Raw genomic sequence first — 18,742 nt, forward strand, 5'->3', positions numbered from 1 at the left:
GCCGCAGGGCGGCCTCCTCCTCAGGACCCGGAGGCCGCCCCGCGCCGCCGGGACACCTACCGACCCGGCTGACGGCTCAGACCGCGACGTAGACGGTGTTGCTCGACACCCCGCCCGTGAGGAAGTTGTCGAAGGCGACGACGTGCGCCTCGACCTCGTCGAAGACCTGCTCGAGCAGCGCGCAGAAGTCGGCGTCCGGCGGGTCGTCGGACCACATGGCGAAGACGCCGCCGGGACGTAGGTGCGCGCGCAGCCGCTGCAGGCCGTCGACCGAGTAGAAGGGGGCGTGGTCGGGGTGGAGCAGGTGGTGCGGCGTGTGGTCGATGTCGAGCAGCACCGCGTCGTGCAGCCGGCCGGGCTCGTCCGGGTCGAAGCCCTCCTCGGACGCGGCGAGCTCGAAGAAGTTGCCGAGGAGCAGGCGCGTGCGCTCGTCGCGCACGACGGCGGGCGCGTCCGGCAGCAGCTCGCGCTCGTGCCAGTCGATGACCTCGGGCATGGCGTCGACGACGAGCACTGAGCTCACCCGCGGGTCCTCCAGCGCCGCCTTGGCGGTGCACCCGAGGCCCAGGCCGCCGACGACGACGTCGAGCTGCTCCCCCTTCGCCCTGGCCAGACCGAGGCGAGCCAGCTCGATCTCGGCAACGGTGAAGAGGCTCGACATGAGGAACTCGTCACCGAGCTTGACCTCGTAGACCTCGACCTTGAGCGTCGGCTCGATCCGCCGACGCAGGCTGATCTCACCTCTGGGGGTCTCGCTCCAAGCGAGCTCTTCGAAGCGGCGCATCCGCTCAGTCTGCCCCGACGCCCTTGGTGACAGCGCTGCGCGACCCCCGGGTCCTGAGGAGGCGGCCGCCTGCGGCCGACGTCTCGAAGGGCAGGGACCGGGAGAGCGACGACTGCTCCGAGGAGGAGTAGCGTCCTGCGGCGTGGACCAGGCCGCGCCGAGCGCGCATCTGCTCAACCGTCTCGTGGCGAACCCGGCCCGCACGGTCATGCTGGGCTTCGCGGCGACGATCGCGGTCGGGACGCTCGTGCTGATGACCCCCTTCGCGGCCGAGAGCCGGGAGCCGACCGACGCGCTGACCGCGCTCTTCACCGCCACCTCGGCCACCTGCGTCACCGGGCTCGTCACGGTCGACACCGGTGGCCACTGGTCGACCTTCGGTGAGCTGGTCATCCTCGCGCTCATCCAGATCGGCGGCCTCGGCGTCATGTCCGTGGCGACGCTGCTCGTCATGCTCATCGGCCGCAAGCTCTCGGCCCCCGCCGGTGTCCTCACCGTCGCGGAGGCCCGCTCGCTCGCCCAGCGCACGCCCGGGCAGGTGCTCGTCGGCGTCCTCCGCTTCACCCTCGCCGTCGAGCTCGTCTCCGCTGTGGTGCTCACCGTCCGGCTGCGGACGGCCTACCACGACGGGTGGGGCGAGGCGGTCTACTCGGGCGTCTTCCACTCGGTCTCGGCCTTCAACAACGCCGGCTTCGGCCTGCTGCCGGACAGTGCCGTCCAGTGGGCGCAGGACCCGTGGATGTGCGTGCCCCTCATGCTCTCGGTGATGATCGGCGGGCTCGGCTTCCCCGTGTGGTGGGAGCTCTTCCGTCACTGGCGCGAGCCCTACCGGCGGTGGACGATCCACGCGACGATCACCATCTGGGGCTCGGTCGTGCTGTGGGTCGTCGGCACCCTGCTCTTCGCCGTCGTCGAGTGGGACAACGAGGACACGCTCGGCCCGATGGGCACGGGCGGCAAGGTCCTCGCCGCCGCCTTCCAGTCCGTGGTCGCCCGCACGGCCGGCTTCAACAGCGTCGACATCGGGGCGCTCCGCCAGGAGAGCCTGCTGCTCCTCGACGGACTGATGTTCGTCGGCGGCGGCAGCGCCGGCACCGCCGGGGGCATCAAGGTCGCCACCTTCGCCGTCCTCGGTTTCGTCATCTGGGCCGAGCTGCGCGGCGAGCCGACCGTGCGCGTGCTCACCCGTCGCCTCTCCCCCGCCAACATGCGTCAGGCGCTCACCGTCGCCCTGCTCGGCACCGGCCTCGTCGCCACCGCGACCGGCGCGCTGCTCGTGCTCACCCCCTTCCGCCTCGACGTCGTGCTCTTCGAGGCGATCTCGGCCTTCGGCACCGTCGGCATGTCCACCGGCATCACCGCGGACATCCCGCCGGCCGGCCAGCTGATCCTCGTGGCGATGATGTTCCTCGGCCGCCTCGGCCCGATCACCCTCGGCGCCGCCCTGGCGCTGCGCAACCGACCTCGGCGCTACGAGGTCCCGGAGGAGAGGATCCTCGTTGGCTAGGTACGACGTCGCCGTCATCGGCCTCGGCCGGTTTGGCTCGGCGCTCGCGCTGCGCCTCGTCGAGGAGGGCCGGCGGGTCCTGGGTGTCGACGTGGACGAGGCAGCCGTCACCGCACTCGCCGACCAGGTCGACCACCTGGCGATCGCCGAGGCCCGCGACGAGGAGACCCTGCGGCAGCTCGACATCCGCCCGGACACGCTCGTCGTCCTCGGCATGACCCACGTCGCTGCCTCGCTGATGACCGCCACAGCCCTCAACGAGCTCGGCGTCCGCGAGATCTGGGCCAAGGCCGGCTCGCGGCAGCACGTCGAGGCGCTCACCCGCCTAGGGGTCAGCCGGATCATCCAGCCCGAGCGCGAGGCCGGGCTGGCGATGGCGTCGGAGATCCTGCGCCGCTGAGCCCTGACCTCAGCACGCACCCGGTGTCACGACACCCCGGCGGCCTCAGCCCGCTGGGGCGACGAGCACCCGCAGGGCCTCCGGCCGCACGGTGAAGCGCATCGGGGTCTGCCCGACGGGGTCGCCATCGGCGTACACGACGCGCCCTGCAGGAGAGGCGATCTCGATCTCCCGGCCCCGGTCGGCGCGGATGCCGACGCCGTCGATCTGCGTCCCGCGGAAGTACCGCGGCAGCAGGATGGGGAACTTCCACCGCGAGACGTTCTCGACAGTCGTCACGTCGAGCTCACCGTCGTCGAGCAGCGCCCCGGGGTTGACCTGCATGCCGGCGCCGTAGCGACCCGAGTTGCCGACCGCGATGCTCCACCCCTCGACCCGACGGGGCACCCCGTCGACACTCATGTCGATGTCGAAGGGACGGGTCTCGACGAGCGAGCGCGCCCCGCCGTACGCGTAGACGAGCGCACCCGGCACCCACGCCGGCGCGTCGTTGGCGTACTCGTTCGCCCGCGACTCGTAGCCCACCGTGGCCACTCCGAGGAAGGGCGTCTCCCCCGCCATCCCGACGTCGACCCGACGCTCCGTGGCGAAGGGGAGGCCGGCTGCGGCCTCGCGCAGGTCGAGCGACGCGCCAAGAGCCCGCATGAAGTCGCAGCCGCGGCCACCCGGCAGCGGCGCCACCACCGCCCCGGAGCGGATCGCGCCCTGCGCGACGCAGGCGACGAGACCGTCGCCGCCGAGAGCGACGAGCACCGGACCGTCGGGCGAGCCGGCGGCCCCGATCTCGCTCGCGTGCTCGGCGGAGCGGGTGATCTCGACGTCGACCGACCAGCCGTGGCCGCGCAGGATGTCGGCCGCGACCGGCACCATGGCCTCGGCCCTGCCGTTGCGGGCGGTGGGGTTGGCCACGATCAGGGCCTCGCGGACGGTCTCCTGACGGTGTGGCATGCCGTCATTGTGCCGGTCCATCCCCGCCATCGGCCGATCAGTCCGGCCAGCTCCACTCGAGTCCGTGCACCCCGGGCGCCGCCTCCGGCCGCACGAGGTGCACCCGGTCGCCGTGCTCGAGGGCGAGCTCGTGCGCCTGCAGGTCGGGCCCGTCGACGTGCGCCCGGTGGAAGGCCCGCACGTGCACGGGCAGGCAGGAGCGCTCGAAGGAGACCTCGGTGACGAGCAGGGCCGAGTCCTGCGCAGACCACCTGAAGTAGCCCTCTGACAGCACGGCATTGGCATCGCACCCCGGAGGGTCGCGACGAGGGTCGCCACGTCGTCGGGCAGGACGCTGCCCTGCCAGACGACGTGGGCATCGGCCCGCACGAGCAGCGGATGTTCCTGCCGTCGACCTCGTGGTGCGGCAGGCGGCACCCGGACACGGTCGAGGGCGTGTGCGAGCCCATGTCGTAGACCGGCGCTGCCTCCCCGTCGCCGACGATGATCGTCGAGTCGGCGTAGGAGTAGCCGAAGTTCAGCCTTCGGGTGACATCTGCGGCAGGTTGATGTCGAAGAGGCGGCGCCCCAGCCGCCTGCGCAGCAGCCTGCCGACGAGACCGGGCATCGCCGAGCGCCTCGGCCACTGGTGGTTCGCCGAGCCGTCGCTCACCCGCGCGGAGCTCGTCGGGCACTACGCGGACTTTCTCCCGGGCGGACTGGGCGGCTACGCCCGCGACTGAGTCGCACCTCCTCGACACCCGGTGTCGGAATACCTCAAGGGGGCATACAGTTGTCCTCGTCAGATACCCCCCACAGGTATGAGAGACGGACCCCCGATGAGCACCACCACCGAGTACCAGGTGACCGGCATGACCTGCGGCCACTGCGAGATGTCCGTCCGCGAGGAGGTCAGCGAGATCCCCGGCGCCGAGGTCGTCGAGGTGAGCTCCGCGACCGGCAAGCTCGTCGTCTCCGGTGACGTCGACGACGCGGCCGTCATCGCCGCAGTCACCGAGGCCGGCTACACGGCCACCAAGGCCTGAGGATGAACGCCCCGACCCGTCTCGGTCTCTTCGGTCTCGCCCTCGCGGTCGTCTTCGCGCTCGCCGCGGTCACGGCCCGCGCGGTCGTACCCGAGGAGACCGCGCGGGCCTGGGCGCAGGAGAGCACCACCCACGGCGGCGAGCACGCCTCCCCCAACGACGACGGCACCGGCGACGCCGCCGGTGACCACTCCGCCCACGACGACGCAGCCGCACCCGCGGGCCTGGCGCTCGAGCAGGACAACTACCGCCTCACCGGCGTCTCCGCCCCGACCGAGGTCGACGAGCGCGGCCGCCTCGAGCTGACGGTCACCGACGCCGACGGCGACCCGGTCACCGACTACTCCATCGAGCACGAGGAGGAGCTGCACCTGGTCGTCGTACGCAGCGACGGCCAGCACTTCCGCCACGTCCACCCGCAGCGCGCCGCCGACGGCACGTGGTCGCTGCCGTGGACCTGGCAGGCCGCCGGCACCTACCGCCTCTACGCCGACACCACCCCGGCCGACGCCGACGAAGGGGTGACCCTCACCTCCACCGTCGACGTCGCCGGTGACCTCACCCCCACCGGGTCGCAACCGACCCGGACCACGAGCGTCGCCGGCCTCGACGTCAGTATCGAGGGCGACCTCGTGCTCGGCGAGGAGTCGCGCCTCACCCTGCGGGTCGAGCGCGACGGCGAGCCCGTGACGACGATCGAGCCCTACCTCGGCGCCGCCGGCCACCTCGTCGCGCTGCGCGAGGGCGACCTGGCCTACCTCCACGTCCACCCCGAGGGCGAGGCGCCCACGGCCGCCGAGCCCGGCGGTCCCGAGATCGACTTCGTCACCACGGCCCCGACGCCCGGGCGCTACCTGCTCTACCTCGACGTCAAGGTCGACGGGCAGGTGCACACGGCGCCGCTCGTCGTCGACACCGCGGGCAGCAGCCCCGCGGGCAGCACCGCAACCCCCAGCACCTCGCACGGAGACACCGACCATGACCACTGAGACGGACCCGGTCACCACCTCGACCGTCGAGCTGCAGATCGGCGGCATGACCTGCGCGTCGTGCGCGGGCCGCATCGAGCGCAAGCTCAACAAGCTCGACGACGTCACCGCGAGCGTCAACTACGCGACCGAGAAGGCGACGGTCACCGCCCCCTTCGGCACCGACCCGCAGGACCTCATCACGGTCGTCGAGCAGACCGGCTACACCGCGACCCTGCCGGCGGCGGAACCCCCTTCGTCCGAGGAGGAGGCGCCGCAGGACCGTGAGCTGACCGCCCTGCGCCAGCGACTCATCGGCTCGGCCGTGCTCGCCGTCCCGGTCATCCTGCTGGCGATGGTCCCGGCCCTGCAGTTCGACTACTGGGGCTTCGCCTCGCTCGTGCTCGCGACGCCGGTCGTCTTCTGGGCCGGCTGGCCCTTCCACCGCGCGACGTGGACCAACCTGCGCCACGGGGCCGCGACGATGGACACGCTCATCTCCGTCGGCACGCTGTCGGCCTGGCTGTGGTCGGTCGTCGCGCTCTTCTTCGGCACCGCCGGCGACCGCGGGATGACGCACGCCTTCGAGCTGACGATCTCGCGCAGCGACGGCCTCGGCAGCATCTACCTCGAGGTCGCCGCCGGCGTCATCACCTTCATCCTCATGGGGCGCTACTTCGAGAAGCGGTCCAAGCGCCGCGCCGGCGACGCCCTGCGCGCGCTGCTCGAGCTCGGCGCCAAGGAGGTCGCCGTCCTGCGCGGTGGCACCGAGGTACGGATCCCGGTCGAGGAGCTGTCGGTCGGCGACGAGTTCGTCGTGCGGCCGGGTGAGAAGGTCGCGACCGACGGCGTCATCACCTCGGGCACGAGCGCGATCGACGCCTCGATGCTCACCGGCGAGTCCGTCCCGGTCGAGGTCGGCGAGGGCGATGCCGTGACCGGCGCGACGGTCAACGAGGGTGGCCGGCTGGTCGTGCGCGCCACCCGGGTCGGCTCCGACACCCAGCTGGCGCAGATGGCCCAACTCGTCGAGGACGCGCAGTCCGGCAAGGCCGAGGTCCAGCGCCTCGCCGACACGGTCTCGGGGGTGTTCGTCCCCGTCGCCATCGCGATCGCCGTCGCGACCCTCGGTGCCTGGCTCGGCGCCGGATTCCCCGTGAGCGCCGCCTTCACCGCGGCCGTCGCGGTCCTCATCATCGCCTGCCCGTGCGCGCTCGGTCTGGCGACGCCCACCGCCCTGCTCGTCGGCACGGGTCGCGGCGCGCAGATGGGCGTGCTCATCAAGGGCCCCGAGATCCTGGAGGCCACGCGCACGGTCGACACGATCGTCCTCGACAAGACCGGCACGGTCACGTCCGGTGCCATGGCCCTCGTCGACTCCGTCCCGGCGAAGGGGGTGGACCGCACCGATCTCCTCCGGCTGGCCGGGGCCCTCGAGCACGCGTCGGAGCACCCCATCGCCCAGGCCATCGCGAAGGGAGCCGCTGCCGAGGTCGGCGACCTGCCGGGCGTCGAGGGCTTCGACAACGTGCAGGGCCAGGGCGTCACCGGCGTCGTCGACGGACACGCGGTCGTCGCCGGCCGTGAGTCGCTGCTCGCCGACTGGGCCATGGCGCTCGACGGCGAGCTGGCCGCAGCCAAGGCGGCCGCCGAGGCCGAGGGGCGCACGGCGATCGCCGTCGGCTGGGACGGGCAGGCCCGTGGCGTGCTCGTCGTCTCCGACACGGTCAAGCCGACGAGCGCCGAGGCCATCGCCGGGCTGAAGAAGCTCGGCCTCACCCCCGTCCTGCTCACCGGGGACAACCGCGCGGTCGCCGAGCAGGTCGCCGCCGAGGTCGGCATCGACGAGGTCATCGCCGAGGTCATGCCCGCCGACAAGGTCGACGTCGTCACGCGCCTGCAGGGCGCGGGCAAGGTCGTCGCGATGGTCGGCGACGGGGTCAACGACGCACCCGCGCTCGCGCAGGCCGACCTCGGTCTGGCGATGGGCACGGGCACCGACGTGGCGATCGAGGCCGCCGACATCACCCTCGTGCGAGGGGACCTGCGGGCTGCGGTCGACGCGATCCGCCTCTCGCGCAAGACGCTCGGCACGATCAAGGCCAACCTCTTCTGGGCCTTCGCCTACAACACCGCGGCGATCCCGCTCGCGGCGCTCGGGCTGCTCAACCCGATGCTCGCCGGTGCCGCGATGGCCCTGTCCAGCGTCTTCGTCGTGAGCAACAGCCTGCGGCTGCGGGCCTTCCGCGCCAGCGCCTGAGCCCGGGTCCCACTTCGCCCTACGTCCCGGGTAGAGGTATCTGCGTCCGACTATCCGGTCGCGCCCACCTCCACCCAGAGGCCGATCTAGGGTGACGGACATGCCGAGTGCCCGCCGCAGCTTCACCCGTGCCGAGCTAGAGTCCTACCGCGACGCCGAGGTGCCCGATCTGCTGCCGGGCCCCGGCCAGGAGTTGCGGCTGCTCTTCGTCGGGATCAACCCCGGGCTGTGGACCGCGGCGACGCAGACCCACTTCGCGCACCCGGGCAACCGTTTCTACCCGGCGCTGCTGCGGGCGGGCGTCCTCACGCGGGCCGTCGACCCCGCCGCTGGCATGACCGACGAGGACCGCGAGCACCTGCGCGAGCGTGGCGTCGGCATCACCAACCTGGTCCGCCGGGCCACCGCCCGCGCCGACGAGCTCACGGCCGACGAGCTGCGCGAGGGCGGCGAGCGCCTGCTGGCCACCATCGCCCGCACCCGGCCGGCCGTCGTCGCCGTCGCGGGGATCACTGCCTACCGCCAGGCCTTCGGGGTGCGCAAGGCGCAGACGGGCGAGCAGCCCGAGCCCGTCGAGGGCGCCCGGCTGTGGGTCGTGCCCAACCCGAGCGGGCTCAACGCCCACGAGACGGTCGAGTCGCTGGCCGTCGCCTACGCCGAGCCCGCTCGCGCCGCCGACCTCCTCGACTGAGCAGCCCGCGTCGCGTCGTCCCGCAGCGGCCGGCCAGGTCACCAAGACCACGCTGGCCGAAGGTGAGCCCCGCCGACAGAGGCTTCACTCCAACGCCCCGATCCTCAATACGCCAGCCGCGCAGGCACTAGTCGACCTGCGAGCCCTCGCCGATGCGGCCATACCGGCCCTACGGGCATTCCCACCAGCGGGAGACGGCACCACGGCACGCCGCGTTATCGACGCACTGGGGAACCTTCCCGCGCCTCGACCACAGAGCACCCCGCTGACGCCCCGCCCAGAGATCACGACCCTGACCAAGTCCATGGCTCTCGCATCGGAGATGGTCACCTCCGCGCGGTACCGAGCCGACTTCACCGCCGAGCACGCCGCCACTGCTCTCTCCCGCATGACGACCGCCGTCGGTGCGGTCAGCCGCGTCGCGGCAGCCTCGGTCTCCCGTGCCGCTGACAGTCACGTCCGCCACAGGGAGCTGACGGCCATCGACGCCCTGACGAGGGCCTGCCGCCCCGCGCAGAACACGCCCCAGGGGCCGGTCCCAGGTCTCGTGCCGGCCCCCGGCACGCTCTCGGCCTCGATCGCCGACTGGGCCACGGCCACTCAGCGGGCGCTGGAGCCGCGGCAAGCCGACGCGCGCCTGATACACACCGTGCCCGGAGACCTGCAGTACCTCCACGCCGCGACCACCTTGGTTCTGGGCGCATCCACCCTCAGCGAAGACACACCACGGCTGGAAATCAAGGCCGCAGCCGACTCCCTGGCCGACGCCCAAGAAGCGTGGACCCAAGCAGCCCAAGCATGGCCACCACAGGTGGGAACCCAGCCAGCGGGACGCTCTGACTACGAGCAACTCGCGGCGACCCAGCGCCTGCACGAGAGCATCCGCCATCACCTGCGCGCGGGACGCGCCTGGGCGACCCCAGCCGACATCGCCACGCGTCTGGACGCCCCCTCGACGCTCCGAGCCATCGCCGACCTCAGCCCACAGATCGCCGCCACCGCCCGCAAGTACGCCGAGGTGACACGGTCCCTGGTCGAAGGGGGCCAGATCGCCATTCCGGCCCGAGCGATCACCGAGCGCGGCGAGCAGGGACTGCACCTCTTCGACGAGGTCAGGCGCGGCGCATGGGTCCCGCTGCCCGAATCGGACCCAATCGCCAAAAGGATCGTCCTGTCCGCCGACGCGGCCGGTCTCGCGTCCACCGACACGGAGATGCAGCTGCGCCACACCCGCACCGGAGACTTCCGCGATCTCAGCGCCAGCCCACCCCGCGCCGAGAGCAGACGCCCCACCCGTCGAGCGGACGAGCCACGCCGAGCGGTCCCCGACCAGCCCAGCACCACCCCGCGCATGTAGCCAGCGCTGTCGCAGCCCGCTGCAAGGCTCGACACATGGGACGCACACCGATCAGTGGCCACTACCGCAACGGGACGTGGGTATCGCCATATAGCCAGAACCGCCGCTCCGCAGCAGGAGGCGCGGCAGGCGTGCTCGCCGCGGGCCTCGTCGCCGGGCTGTGGTGGCACAACGGCACCCCGCCGCTTTCGCAACTGCGTGACGGGGCCGGCGAGACAACCCGCGCCACCGTGGTGCGAGTCATCGACGGTGACACGATCATCGCTCGTGACAGCAGCGGCAGCGACCTCGGCCGGGTGCGCGTCCTGGGAATGGATGCCCCGGAGATGGCGCGCGACGGACAGCCGGCCATGTGCGGTGCCCACGCCGCCAAGGACGAACTCGCCCGGCTGCTGCGAAGCGGCACCATCGACCTGGTCGCCGACCCCAAACAACCCGATACCGACCGCTACGGTCGCCTCCTGCGGTACGTCGAGGTCGGCACCACCGACGTCAGTGAGTCCCTCATCCGCGGCGGGCACGCACCCAACACCAGCCGCGCACGAAGTCACACCCGCTACGAGAAGTACGCGGCCGCCGAAGACGACGCTCAGCATCAACAGCGCGGCCTGTGGGGAACCTGTCTGTGAGCGCTACTGACGCCCTCCGTGACGCAATCGCCGGAGTGCGCGCGGCAGCGGACGACCCTGCCCTTCGATCGCGGTGGAGACTCGTGCGCACGCGAGCAGAGCGACGACAGCGCGCGCACGAGCAGTGGGCGCGAGATGTCGCCGGCTGCTACGACCGCGAGCTGGTCCTCGAGGCAGCCCAGCGAGTCGCGGGCCGCGACCAACCGCGGCGAGCGTGGCACCGGCCCGACGTCGCGGCCGTCCTCGAGGATCTGCGCCAGTTCGGTGGGTACCTCCCAGTCACGCTGGAGAGTGTGGCCAGCGCGATCTACTCCGACAGCACGCTCACCCTCGACGCAGGCGACCTGACCCTCATGCGCGAGCACGCCGCAGGACTTCCTCCAGAGATCACCGCAGCCATCGCGAGACGCTCCTACACCGCCAAGCCCGGCGTGCTCGGACCCACCGGATATGAGAACGACGAGGAGATCGTCGACGCCCTCAACGACCCGCGCAGCCGCCTGCCTCGTCCCGTCACCCTCTACCGCGGGGAGCACCACAGCGGTGCGCATCCCCAGTTCGCGCGCACCGTCACCCAGGCACGTCCCGGAGACCTCCTAACGCACCACCGTCGGCCCATCTCCGCCAGCATCGACCCCAGCATCGCCGCCAGCTCCGAATTCGCGCTAGGTGGCCACCTCACCGACGAACGAGGAGCCACCCCCGGAGGTTGGCTCCTCGCGATCACCACTGACCGCGCCCTCTACGCTGGCGACCGCGCACGACACAGCGGCGGTGACGACGGCCGGGCGACCTTCGAGAAAGAAGTCGTGGTCTACGCGCCCCGGCTCCGCGTCACCGGTCTACGAGAAGCGCTCGTGCGCAGCCCCCACGGGGCCCTCAAACGGCTGCTCGTGCTCGCCTGCACCCCAGACGCCGGCGACTCACCCCGCTAGCCGAGCCGTCGCCAGCAGGCCCACGACGACCTCGGCGATTCGCCGCGAATCACTCACGGCGTCGACGTGGACCGTGGGGTCACCGTCCTCGCTGTCATAGAGGCACAGCGCCAAGCGCTGGCCGCACAGGTCATCGTGCAGGTCACCGTCGCTGAACGGGTCGCACTCGTGGGTGATCAGCACGTGAGGATCGGTGGCTCCCGGCCGGGTCTGGACGCGAATAGCGCGGCAGTTGCCGCCCGTCCGATCCCACTGGACATGCAGCCCAGGGGCGGCGATCGCCGCCATGAGATCCGTGGCCGTGGCCGTGGCCGTGGTCGTGCGCGTGGCGGTCATCTGCTCCCCCGTGAGGTCGAGTACTGGGTGACTTCACCTCACTGTATACGTGTAGACATTCACTTGTCTACCCATATACATCTGGCGCGGTTGACGTCTACTTTCCGCGGGCCTTGCGGACTGTCATGCGGCTGACTCCAGCCCGCTCCGCAATGGAGACCTCGGTGTCCGACGCCGCGATCATCGCGCCGGTCAGCTCGGCTCGCACTGAATCCAGTGCCTCCAGGGCGGCCGCATGGCGCCGCGCGATCGCGTCGAAGGTGTCCGTTGCCGGCTCCTCGCTCCGCACGGCGTTCGCAGCAGTCCGCGCCAGCTCCTGGAGCCGCGCGTCGTCGGGATAGCGCCGGGCCACCAAGGCGGCGATCTCGGCCTCTGTCAGTGGCGTGGTGGCCAATGGCCACCTCCCTTCCTCGGAGCGTGTATAGCACTATACAAGTCCGCCAAGGCGTGCCTCGCATCTTCGGCCGCACGGTGTGTGTATACCGCTTTACATTCAGTGTATACCCCTATACACTTTGAAGTGTCAACCACACCCCATCAACGAGGCAGTCCTGCCGATGGCCCTTAGCCCGGGAGGTCAGGGTGCTCCTGTGGCCATGCCGAGCACCCTGACCGGAGGCGCGTCCTTAGCTCTTCGCCTGTCCCATCTCCCGAGAAGCGGCGTCCCGCTTCTTTGCGAAGTGGTGAGTGAGCACCGTCGTGAGGAGCACTTGGTCCACGTCCTGTGAAAAGGCCCAGGTGGCGATGTCGCGCGTCATGTCGGGCACGACGTAGTGAACGACGGCGACCGCGATGAGAGCCCATGCCGCGTGCAGTGCGGGTGTTGAAGAACAAGGAAGAGTCCCTTCCGCGTGACGGTGAGGGGCTGCGCCGAGCGCGTCCCTCACTCGGCGGTGGTCGAGCGGCGCGGATGGTGCCGAGATGGGTGATCCCGCCAATGGCTGACGGGGCCCCACTCTCCACGCCGCTGTGACCGGACAGCGGTGGTCGGCAGCCTGCCAGGAACTCCTTGACCTAGAAGGTGCCTGAGTAACCGAGCGCTCTTCGCGGTGTGTGCGGTGACGATAGGCAACGCGACTGGCTCCCAGGATGCCTTTGCGCCTCAGCGCCCGAGCGACAGGGAGATTGTGAAGCACGAACCCTTCCCCGGACCGGGGCTGGATGCGGTGAGTCCTCCGTGATGCGCGTCGATGATGGCCTTGCTGATGGTCAGGCCGATGCCAGATCCTCGTTGGTCGTTGGTGCGGGCCGAGTCCCCGCGGTAGAAGCGTTCGAATGCGTGCTGTACCTGCTCGGGGGTCATGCCGTCGCCGGTGTCGGTGACGGTGATGATGGCCTCACCGTCTTCACGGGTGGCCGTCAGGGTGACTGTTCCGCCTGCAGGGGTGTGCCGGTGTGCGTTGGTGAGGAGGTTGGTCATGACTTGGGCGAATCGGACGGGATCGACCAGGGTCTCGAGTCCTGTCGCCTGGTCAACGTCCAGGACCAGGTTGATGCCCTTCTCCGAGTAGCTGTCACGCATGTCCCCGTAGGCCGCCCACAACAAGTCGGCCACCTTGTGTCGCTGGATGTCGAGGACGAGGTGTCCTTCTTCGGCCGTGGAGACCTCGTTGATGTCCTCGGCCAGTCGCGCCAGCCGTTCCGTCTGGGCGGTCAACGCGAGACGAGAGTCATCACCCAGGGTCACCACGCCGTCGTGCAGTCCCTCGTGGTAGGCGCTCAAGGTCGCGATCGGCGTGCGAAGTTCGTGGGCGAGGTCGGAAAGCATCCGCCGTCGGGTGTCCTCGACTCCTTCCAAGCGGGCCGCCATCACGTTGAATGCTCCGGCGAGGGTCTCGAGCTCAGTCCCCGCACCGACATGAGGCACGCGGGTGGAGTAATGGCCACGGCTCAGTTCGCGCGCGGCATAGGTCATCTGCGCCAGCGGTTGGCGCAGCCGTCGGGCGAGGAACCAGGCCACCGCAGTCGCCCCAGTCAGAGAGATGAGCAGGCTCACGCCCAGGGCGATGAGCGAAGCGTCCCGAAAGGCCATCTCGATGTGGACCAGCTCGGGCGTGTTCTCCTGGTGCCCCGCTTGGAGGAGGTGGTCGTGGAAGATCGGGGGGCCGATAACGGCGGCGACGAGCCCGGCTGTCAGTGCTCCCGCAAGGAGTACCAGGATCTGGCCCGCCACTAATCGAGGCGCCAGACCCTTGGAGAGCTTGTTGACGCGCTTGTTCATCCAGGCCCCATCCGGTAACCGATGCCGCGCACCGTGGTGATGTAGCGAGCGAGATCGGGGTTGTCTCCGAGCTTGCGTCGCAGGTGAGCGATGTGGACGTCGACCAGGTGCTCGTCCCCGACCCAGCCGCCACCCCAGACCTCCTCGATGAGCTGCGTGCGGGAGAAGGCCATCGAGGGCCGTTGGGCCAAGGTCATCAGCAGATCCCGTTCGGTCGGTGTCAGCGGAACTGGTTCTCCCTTCAGGTGGACCTGCTGCCCGATTGGGTCGACCTGAAGGTCGCCGAATACCCATGGGGTTGCCGCAGCGCTGGAGTTGCCGGCGTTCCCGCCCCGTGGGCGACGCAGGACCGTCTGCACGCGTGCCACCAGCTCGCGCACGCTAAAGGGTTTGGTGACGTAGTCATCGGCGCCCACGGAGAGGCCGATCAGGGTGTCCACCTCGTCCGATCGGGCGGTCACGACGATGACGTAGCAGTCGCTGAAGGTGCGGATCTGGCGGCAGACCTCGATGCCGTCCAGACCGGGCAGTCCCAGGTCGAGGATCACCACGTCTGGGGACTGCTCTCGTACTGCTTCGACTCCGGCGACGCCGTTGTGCTCGACTGTGGTCTGGTACCCGCTGCGGGCGAGATAGGCGGCGATCATCTCTGCCAGCGTCTTCTCGTCCTCGATGATGAGCACCTTCGCCAACGGCTCGACAGGGGTTCGTGTGCTCACGACAGACAGTCTCACCCGAGGGCCGCACCACGGCCGACGTCAGCGGCGAATCGACGAGGATCTTCGTCAAACCTCAACGCGGCGACCACCAACCCATGACCTTCCCGCCGGAGCCTGTCTGCATGCCGGGAGGTCGGCTTCAAGAAGGAGTCTCCGATGATGTGGAATCACGGCTGCGACATGATGTGGCTGGGCATGGCCGCAGGCGTCCTCGCCTTCTGGGTGATCGTCGTGCTCGCCGTGCGCGCACTGTTCCCCGGCCAGAGAAGCACCGCCACAGGCCCTACCCGGACCGACGCGCTGACGCTTCTCGACGAAGGACTGGCCCGCGGTGACCTGAGCGTCGATGAGTACGAAAAGCGACGTCACCTGATCATTCATGGGCGCTGACGCGCGTCGGTACACCGACCCCTGGAGGGAACTATGGGCTCTATCACTCGCCGTGGCCTGCTGATCGGTGGCCTCGGTACCGCTGGCGCAGCGGGCTTGGGAACGTATGCCGCCACCAAAGGATCGGGTGCCAGCGCGCCGAAGGGGGCCTTCGGCGCTCCGACGCCGGTCTCACCTGACCCGGGCCAGACGGTGGTGACCAAGTCCTTGACCGCCAAGCCGATCACCCTCGATCTAGCGGGCCGCACCGTCTCGACCTGGGGATACGGCGACGCCGTGCCTGGTCCACTTCTGCGGGCCACCGCCGGCGACTTCCTGCGCGTCACCCTCGACAACCAACTTCCGGACGAGACCACCATCCACTGGCACGGTATTCGTCTGCGCAACCCGGCCGACGGCGTCCCCGGCATGACGCAGGACCCGGTGAAGCCGGAGACCTCCTACGTCTACGAATTCACAGCGCCCGACCCGGGCACGTACTTCTTCCACCCCCACGTCGGCGTCCAGCTCGACCGGGGACTGTACGCCCCGTTGATCATCGACGACCCGAACGAGCCAGGCGACTACGACACCGAGTGGGTCCTTGTCCTCGATGACTGGATCGACGGAACAGGCACCACGCCCGAGCAGGTCCTGGAGAAGCTCTTGGCCAACGACTCCGGATCCGGAGGCATGGGTGGCATGGACCACGGCGAGATGGATGGCATGAACCAAGGCGCCATGGACGAGGCCGAGCCGTGGGGCGACGCCGGAGACGTGACCTACCCGCACTTCCTGATCAACGGACGGCCGCCAGCGGACCCCGAGACGCTCAGAGCCAAGGCCGGGCAGAAGATTCGCCTGCGAATCATCAACGCCGCCTCCGACACCATCTTCACCGTTGCTCTCGGGGGGCACCGGATGACGATCACGCACAGCGATGGGTTCCCGGTCGAGCCGACCGAGACGGACGCGTTCTACATCGGGATGGGCGAACGTTATGACGCGATTGTCACCCTCGGCGACGGGGCCTTCCCCTTGGTGGCCAAGCCGGTCGGCAAGGCCAGCGGCGGTCAGGCCATGGCCCTGGTCCGCACCGGAAGCGGCGCCGCACCCGGCGGGGACGCCAACCCACGAGAACTCACTCGAGAAGTCCTCGTCGGCTCCGACCTGAGACCCGCCAGGCAGCCAAACTGCCCAGCAGGAGACCCGATGCAACCGCGCGGCTCACTCTCACCGGATCGATGCAGCCCTACGCATGGGGGATGAACGGAGCTCCGTTCGGCAAGAACGAGCCCCTGACCGTCCGGGCCGGGCAACGACTGCGGATCAACGCCACCAACATGACGATGATGACTCACCCGGTGCACGTGCACGGCCACACCTTTGCCCTGCCCTCCGGGCTCAGGAAGGACACTGTCCTCATGGCCCCCATGCAGTCTTTCGCCATCGACCTCGACGCCGACAACGAGGGCGACTGGATGATCCACTGCCACAACATCTACCACGCAGAGGGCGGCATGATGATCGCGTTGGAGTACATCGCATGAGGCCCCGTCGACGACGTGTCGCCCGAGGTATCGCTGTGGTGGCTGCGGTGGCGCTGCTGGCCGCGTGCTCTTCGACATCCGAGACCGGGACACCGCAGTCCACTGGCGGTGAGTCGTCCAGCCCAGCGGGAAGCGACGCGAGCCAACAGCCCGCACCCTTGATCCACGTTCATGGGATCGCTCGACATCCACGAACCGGCGACGTGCTGGTGGCGACCCATCAAGGTTTGTTCCAGCAGGTCGACGGCAAGCTCGTCCGCAACGGTCCTGCCATCGACCTGATGGGCTTCACCATCGGCGACGACGGCACTCTGTATGCCTCCGGCCACCCGGCACCGACCTCCCCCAGCCAGTAGGTCTCATCACGTCACAGGACACGGGCCGCACCTGGCAGGTCGCCTCACGCGGCGGGCGCTCGGACTTCCACGCTCTGACCGCCGGCCCAAACGGCGTCATCGGGTTCGACGGAACGCTTCGACACACCAGCGACAAAAGACCTGGGATACGCGGGACATTCCCTCACCGCCACGGGTGCTGGCCGCTTCCCCCACGTCCGGGACGGTCCTGGCCACCACAAGCGCTGGCCTGCTCATGAGCCAGGACGAGGGCACCACCTGGACCTCCCTCGCCCCACCAGAGGTCGCCGTCCTCGCCGCCTGGGCCGACGAAGAGACCATCGTCACCTCTTCAGCCGCGGGCAGACTGGCAACCAGCAGCGACGCCGGCCAGACCTGGACCCTCCACCCCAAGAGCATCGGGCCGGCCGAAGCGCTGTGGGCGGGCCGCACTAGTGACGGACAACTGGAGATCATCGCGTCCGTCAACGGGCGCGTGATCAGCACCACGGATGCAGGAAGGACCACCCAGACATTGGTCCAGTGAGTCGTCGTGCCTGTGCGACCAGGTCTCGGACTCCGCGGCGCCGATCCTCCACCGGCAGCGCGGTGGCCTTCATCCAACCTCAATACGATCGGGATCGAATCACCATTCCGCGACGTGAGGGTTGGTCCTGCCTCGAACATTCTGCGAAGGAGTCCCCGATGACCCGCCTTGGACGGCGCGCTGCTCACGTGGTCGCGACAACCCTCACCGCAGGCGCCCTGGCTGCCTGCTCCAGCGGCTCTGACGGATCCATGTCCGGGATGGACCACGACAAGACACCGATGAGCACCAGCGACACCTCCACGACGGCGGAGGGCCGGCAAGGCGACATCATGTTCGCCCAAATGATGATCCCTCACCACGAGCAGGCGATCGCGATGGCCGACCTCGCTCTTGACCCTTCAGCCAATGCCTCGGAGCAGGTCCGCGACTTCGCCAAGGACATCAAAGGCGCCCAAGGCCCCGAGATCCAGACGATGGAAGGTTGGCTCAAGGACTGGGACGCCCCCACCGCAAGCTCTTCCGGCGTGGACCACGGGTCCGGGATGATGACGCAGGATGAGATGTCCAAACTCGAGTCGGCCACTGGCGCCGAATTCGACAAGCAGTGGCTCACCCTCATGATCAAGCACCATCAAGGCGCTGTGACCATGGCAGAGCAAGTTCTCACCTCGACCGAGGACAACGCAGTCGAGAGGATGGCCAAAGCCATCGTCAAGACGCAGAAAGCCGAGATCACGGCCATGCAGCGCGAACTCTGAGCGCGGCATGCCCTTGACGAGCTCGGCCGGCCGGATCACGGGTGGCGCGCGACCCGCTCCCGGTAATCGGTCAGGTGAGCGAGGTGATCAACTCGCGGCAGGCCTGCTCGCACCGCCGGCACGCCTCGGCACAGATGCGACAGTGCTCATGCATCGAGGCATGCTCCTCACAGCTGTCACCGCACGACTTGCAGGCGGTCGCACAGGCCTCGAGGAAAGTGAAGCGCCCCAGGTTCTGCGCCGCTCCTATACGGGTTGCGGCTCTCGGATGAGGACCGCGTAGTGGGCTTGCTCGTACTCCACTGGGGTCATCATCCCAAGGGTGGAGTGCAGGCGCGTGTTGTTGTACCAGTCGACCCAGCCGGCGGTGGCGTACTCGACCTCGGCGAGGGTCCGGTAG

General features: G+C 69.6%; 22 protein-coding genes and 2 pseudogenes. 15 read left to right on the forward strand and 9 right to left on the reverse strand.

Translation table 11 applies throughout. The annotated features are described in order from the left end of the window. Positions 1-76 precede the first annotated feature (76 nt). Positions 77-784 carry a polyamine aminopropyltransferase gene (locus B277_RS02740; protein WP_007924925.1) on the reverse strand — a complete coding sequence of 236 codons (708 nt, stop codon included), beginning with the start codon at positions 782-784 and terminating at the stop codon, positions 77-79. A 142-nt stretch (positions 785-926) separates the two neighbouring features. Between B277_RS02740 and B277_RS02745 the strand changes: the two genes are divergently transcribed. Together B277_RS02745 and B277_RS02750 are read left to right on the forward strand one after the other, a co-directional pair. Then, a complete protein-coding gene (locus B277_RS02745) occupies positions 927-2,291 on the forward strand; it encodes a TrkH family potassium uptake protein (RefSeq protein WP_007924926.1) in 1,365 nt (454 codons plus the stop codon). Then, positions 2,284-2,691 carry a potassium channel family protein gene (locus B277_RS02750; protein ID WP_007924928.1) on the forward strand — a complete coding sequence of 136 codons (408 nt, stop codon included), beginning with the start codon at positions 2,284-2,286 and terminating at the stop codon, positions 2,689-2,691. Before B277_RS02745 ends, B277_RS02750 begins: the two co-directional genes overlap by 8 nt. Before the next feature lie 45 nt (positions 2,692-2,736). On the opposite strand, the gene B277_RS02755 is transcribed toward B277_RS02750, so the two are convergent. Both B277_RS02755 and B277_RS17800 read right to left on the reverse strand, forming a co-directional pair. Beyond that, positions 2,737-3,639, reverse strand: coding sequence for a diacylglycerol/lipid kinase family protein (locus tag B277_RS02755; protein ID WP_157986926.1), 903 nt, complete (start codon positions 3,637-3,639; stop codon positions 2,737-2,739). 37 nt (positions 3,640-3,676) lie between these two features. Beyond that, positions 3,677-3,913 carry a hypothetical protein gene (locus tag B277_RS17800; RefSeq protein WP_007924931.1) on the reverse strand — a complete coding sequence of 79 codons (237 nt, stop codon included), beginning with the start codon at positions 3,911-3,913 and terminating at the stop codon, positions 3,677-3,679. Positions 3,914-4,187: 274 nt separating this feature from the next. Here B277_RS17800 and B277_RS17270 point away from each other — a divergent pair, with 274 nt between their 5' ends. From B277_RS17270 to B277_RS02795, 8 genes are all read left to right on the forward strand, one after another. Next, positions 4,188-4,361: a hypothetical protein gene (locus tag B277_RS17270; protein WP_156811717.1), complete on the forward strand. Its 174-nt coding sequence runs from the start codon at positions 4,188-4,190 to the stop codon at positions 4,359-4,361. A gap of 96 nt (positions 4,362-4,457) precedes the next feature. After that, on the forward strand, positions 4,458-4,664 hold the full coding sequence (locus tag B277_RS02765; protein ID WP_007924932.1) for a heavy-metal-associated domain-containing protein: 207 nt from the start codon (positions 4,458-4,460) through the stop codon (positions 4,662-4,664). Positions 4,665-4,666: 2 nt separating this feature from the next. After that, positions 4,667-5,653 (forward strand): hypothetical protein, encoded by a 987-nt coding sequence (locus B277_RS02770; protein WP_040880640.1) that lies wholly within the window; start codon positions 4,667-4,669, stop codon positions 5,651-5,653. Beyond that, entirely contained in the window at positions 5,643-7,892 is a 2,250-nt protein-coding gene (locus B277_RS02775) for a heavy metal translocating P-type ATPase (RefSeq protein WP_007924933.1), read from the forward strand. The genes B277_RS02770 and B277_RS02775 overlap by 11 nt, the downstream gene beginning before the upstream one ends. Before the next feature lie 100 nt (positions 7,893-7,992). Then, positions 7,993-8,583 carry a mismatch-specific DNA-glycosylase gene (locus B277_RS02780; protein WP_007924934.1) on the forward strand — a complete coding sequence of 197 codons (591 nt, stop codon included), beginning with the start codon at positions 7,993-7,995 and terminating at the stop codon, positions 8,581-8,583. Between the two features lie 304 nt (positions 8,584-8,887). Continuing rightward, on the forward strand, positions 8,888-9,940 hold the full coding sequence (locus tag B277_RS17805; RefSeq protein WP_007924937.1) for a hypothetical protein: 1,053 nt from the start codon (positions 8,888-8,890) through the stop codon (positions 9,938-9,940). Positions 9,941-9,975: 35 nt separating this feature from the next. Further along, positions 9,976-10,569 carry a thermonuclease family protein gene (locus tag B277_RS16450; protein WP_157986927.1) on the forward strand — a complete coding sequence of 198 codons (594 nt, stop codon included), beginning with the start codon at positions 9,976-9,978 and terminating at the stop codon, positions 10,567-10,569. A gap of 83 nt (positions 10,570-10,652) precedes the next feature. Further along, positions 10,653-11,504, forward strand: a complete 852-nt coding sequence (locus B277_RS02795) for a hypothetical protein (protein ID WP_007924940.1) — start codon at positions 10,653-10,655, stop codon at positions 11,502-11,504. On the opposite strand, the gene B277_RS02800 is transcribed toward B277_RS02795, so the two are convergent. The 4 genes from B277_RS02800 to B277_RS02815 all read right to left on the reverse strand — a co-directional run bounded on the left by B277_RS02800 (position 11,493) and on the right by B277_RS02815 (position 14,780). Beyond that, on the reverse strand, positions 11,493-11,840 hold the full coding sequence (locus tag B277_RS02800; protein ID WP_007924942.1) for a hypothetical protein: 348 nt from the start codon (positions 11,838-11,840) through the stop codon (positions 11,493-11,495). The two genes, B277_RS02795 and B277_RS02800, sit on opposite strands and share 12 nt — an antisense overlap. Positions 11,841-11,937: 97 nt before the next feature. Then, positions 11,938-12,234 (reverse strand): hypothetical protein, encoded by a 297-nt coding sequence (locus B277_RS02805; RefSeq protein WP_007924944.1) that lies wholly within the window; start codon positions 12,232-12,234, stop codon positions 11,938-11,940. 708 nt (positions 12,235-12,942) lie between these two features. Continuing rightward, a complete protein-coding gene (locus B277_RS02810) occupies positions 12,943-14,061 on the reverse strand; it encodes a sensor histidine kinase (protein WP_040880641.1) in 1,119 nt (372 codons plus the stop codon). After that, positions 14,058-14,780 carry a response regulator transcription factor gene (locus B277_RS02815; RefSeq protein ID WP_272948435.1) on the reverse strand — a complete coding sequence of 241 codons (723 nt, stop codon included), beginning with the start codon at positions 14,778-14,780 and terminating at the stop codon, positions 14,058-14,060. The genes B277_RS02810 and B277_RS02815 overlap by 4 nt, the downstream gene beginning before the upstream one ends. 156 nt (positions 14,781-14,936) lie before the next feature. On the opposite strand from B277_RS02815, the gene B277_RS02820 reads away from it, so the two are divergent. The 5 genes and pseudogenes from B277_RS02820 to B277_RS02835 all read left to right on the forward strand — a co-directional run bounded on the left by B277_RS02820 (position 14,937) and on the right by B277_RS02835 (position 18,342). Next, positions 14,937-15,170: an SHOCT domain-containing protein gene (locus B277_RS02820; RefSeq protein ID WP_007924950.1), complete on the forward strand. Its 234-nt coding sequence runs from the start codon at positions 14,937-14,939 to the stop codon at positions 15,168-15,170. A 33-nt stretch (positions 15,171-15,203) separates the two neighbouring features. After that, a pseudogene (locus B277_RS02825) lies at positions 15,204-16,699 on the forward strand (multicopper oxidase family protein). A gap of 203 nt (positions 16,700-16,902) precedes the next feature. After that, complete coding sequence (locus B277_RS18690; protein ID WP_238148169.1) at positions 16,903-17,055, forward strand: hypothetical protein; 153 nt, start codon at positions 16,903-16,905, stop codon at positions 17,053-17,055. A gap of 235 nt (positions 17,056-17,290) precedes the next feature. Continuing rightward, positions 17,291-17,581 carry a beta propeller repeat protein gene (locus B277_RS18695; RefSeq protein WP_238148171.1) on the forward strand — a complete coding sequence of 97 codons (291 nt, stop codon included), beginning with the start codon at positions 17,291-17,293 and terminating at the stop codon, positions 17,579-17,581. A 158-nt stretch (positions 17,582-17,739) separates the two neighbouring features. Then, positions 17,740-18,342, forward strand: coding sequence for a DUF305 domain-containing protein (locus B277_RS02835; RefSeq protein WP_007924954.1), 603 nt, complete (start codon positions 17,740-17,742; stop codon positions 18,340-18,342). Between the two features lie 70 nt (positions 18,343-18,412). On the opposite strand, the pseudogene B277_RS18700 reads toward B277_RS02835, so the two are convergent. Next, a pseudogene (locus B277_RS18700) lies at positions 18,413-18,589 on the reverse strand (four-helix bundle copper-binding protein); the annotation flags it as partial. Next, positions 18,589-18,742 (reverse strand): integrase core domain-containing protein (locus B277_RS18705; protein ID WP_007924957.1); only part of this gene is annotated, 154 nt, incomplete at its 5' end. The gene B277_RS18705 and the pseudogene B277_RS18700, both read right to left, overlap by 1 nt.

This window comes from Janibacter hoylei PVAS-1, assembly GCF_000297495.1.
Taxonomy (GTDB): domain Bacteria; phylum Actinomycetota; class Actinomycetes; order Actinomycetales; family Dermatophilaceae; genus Janibacter; species Janibacter hoylei.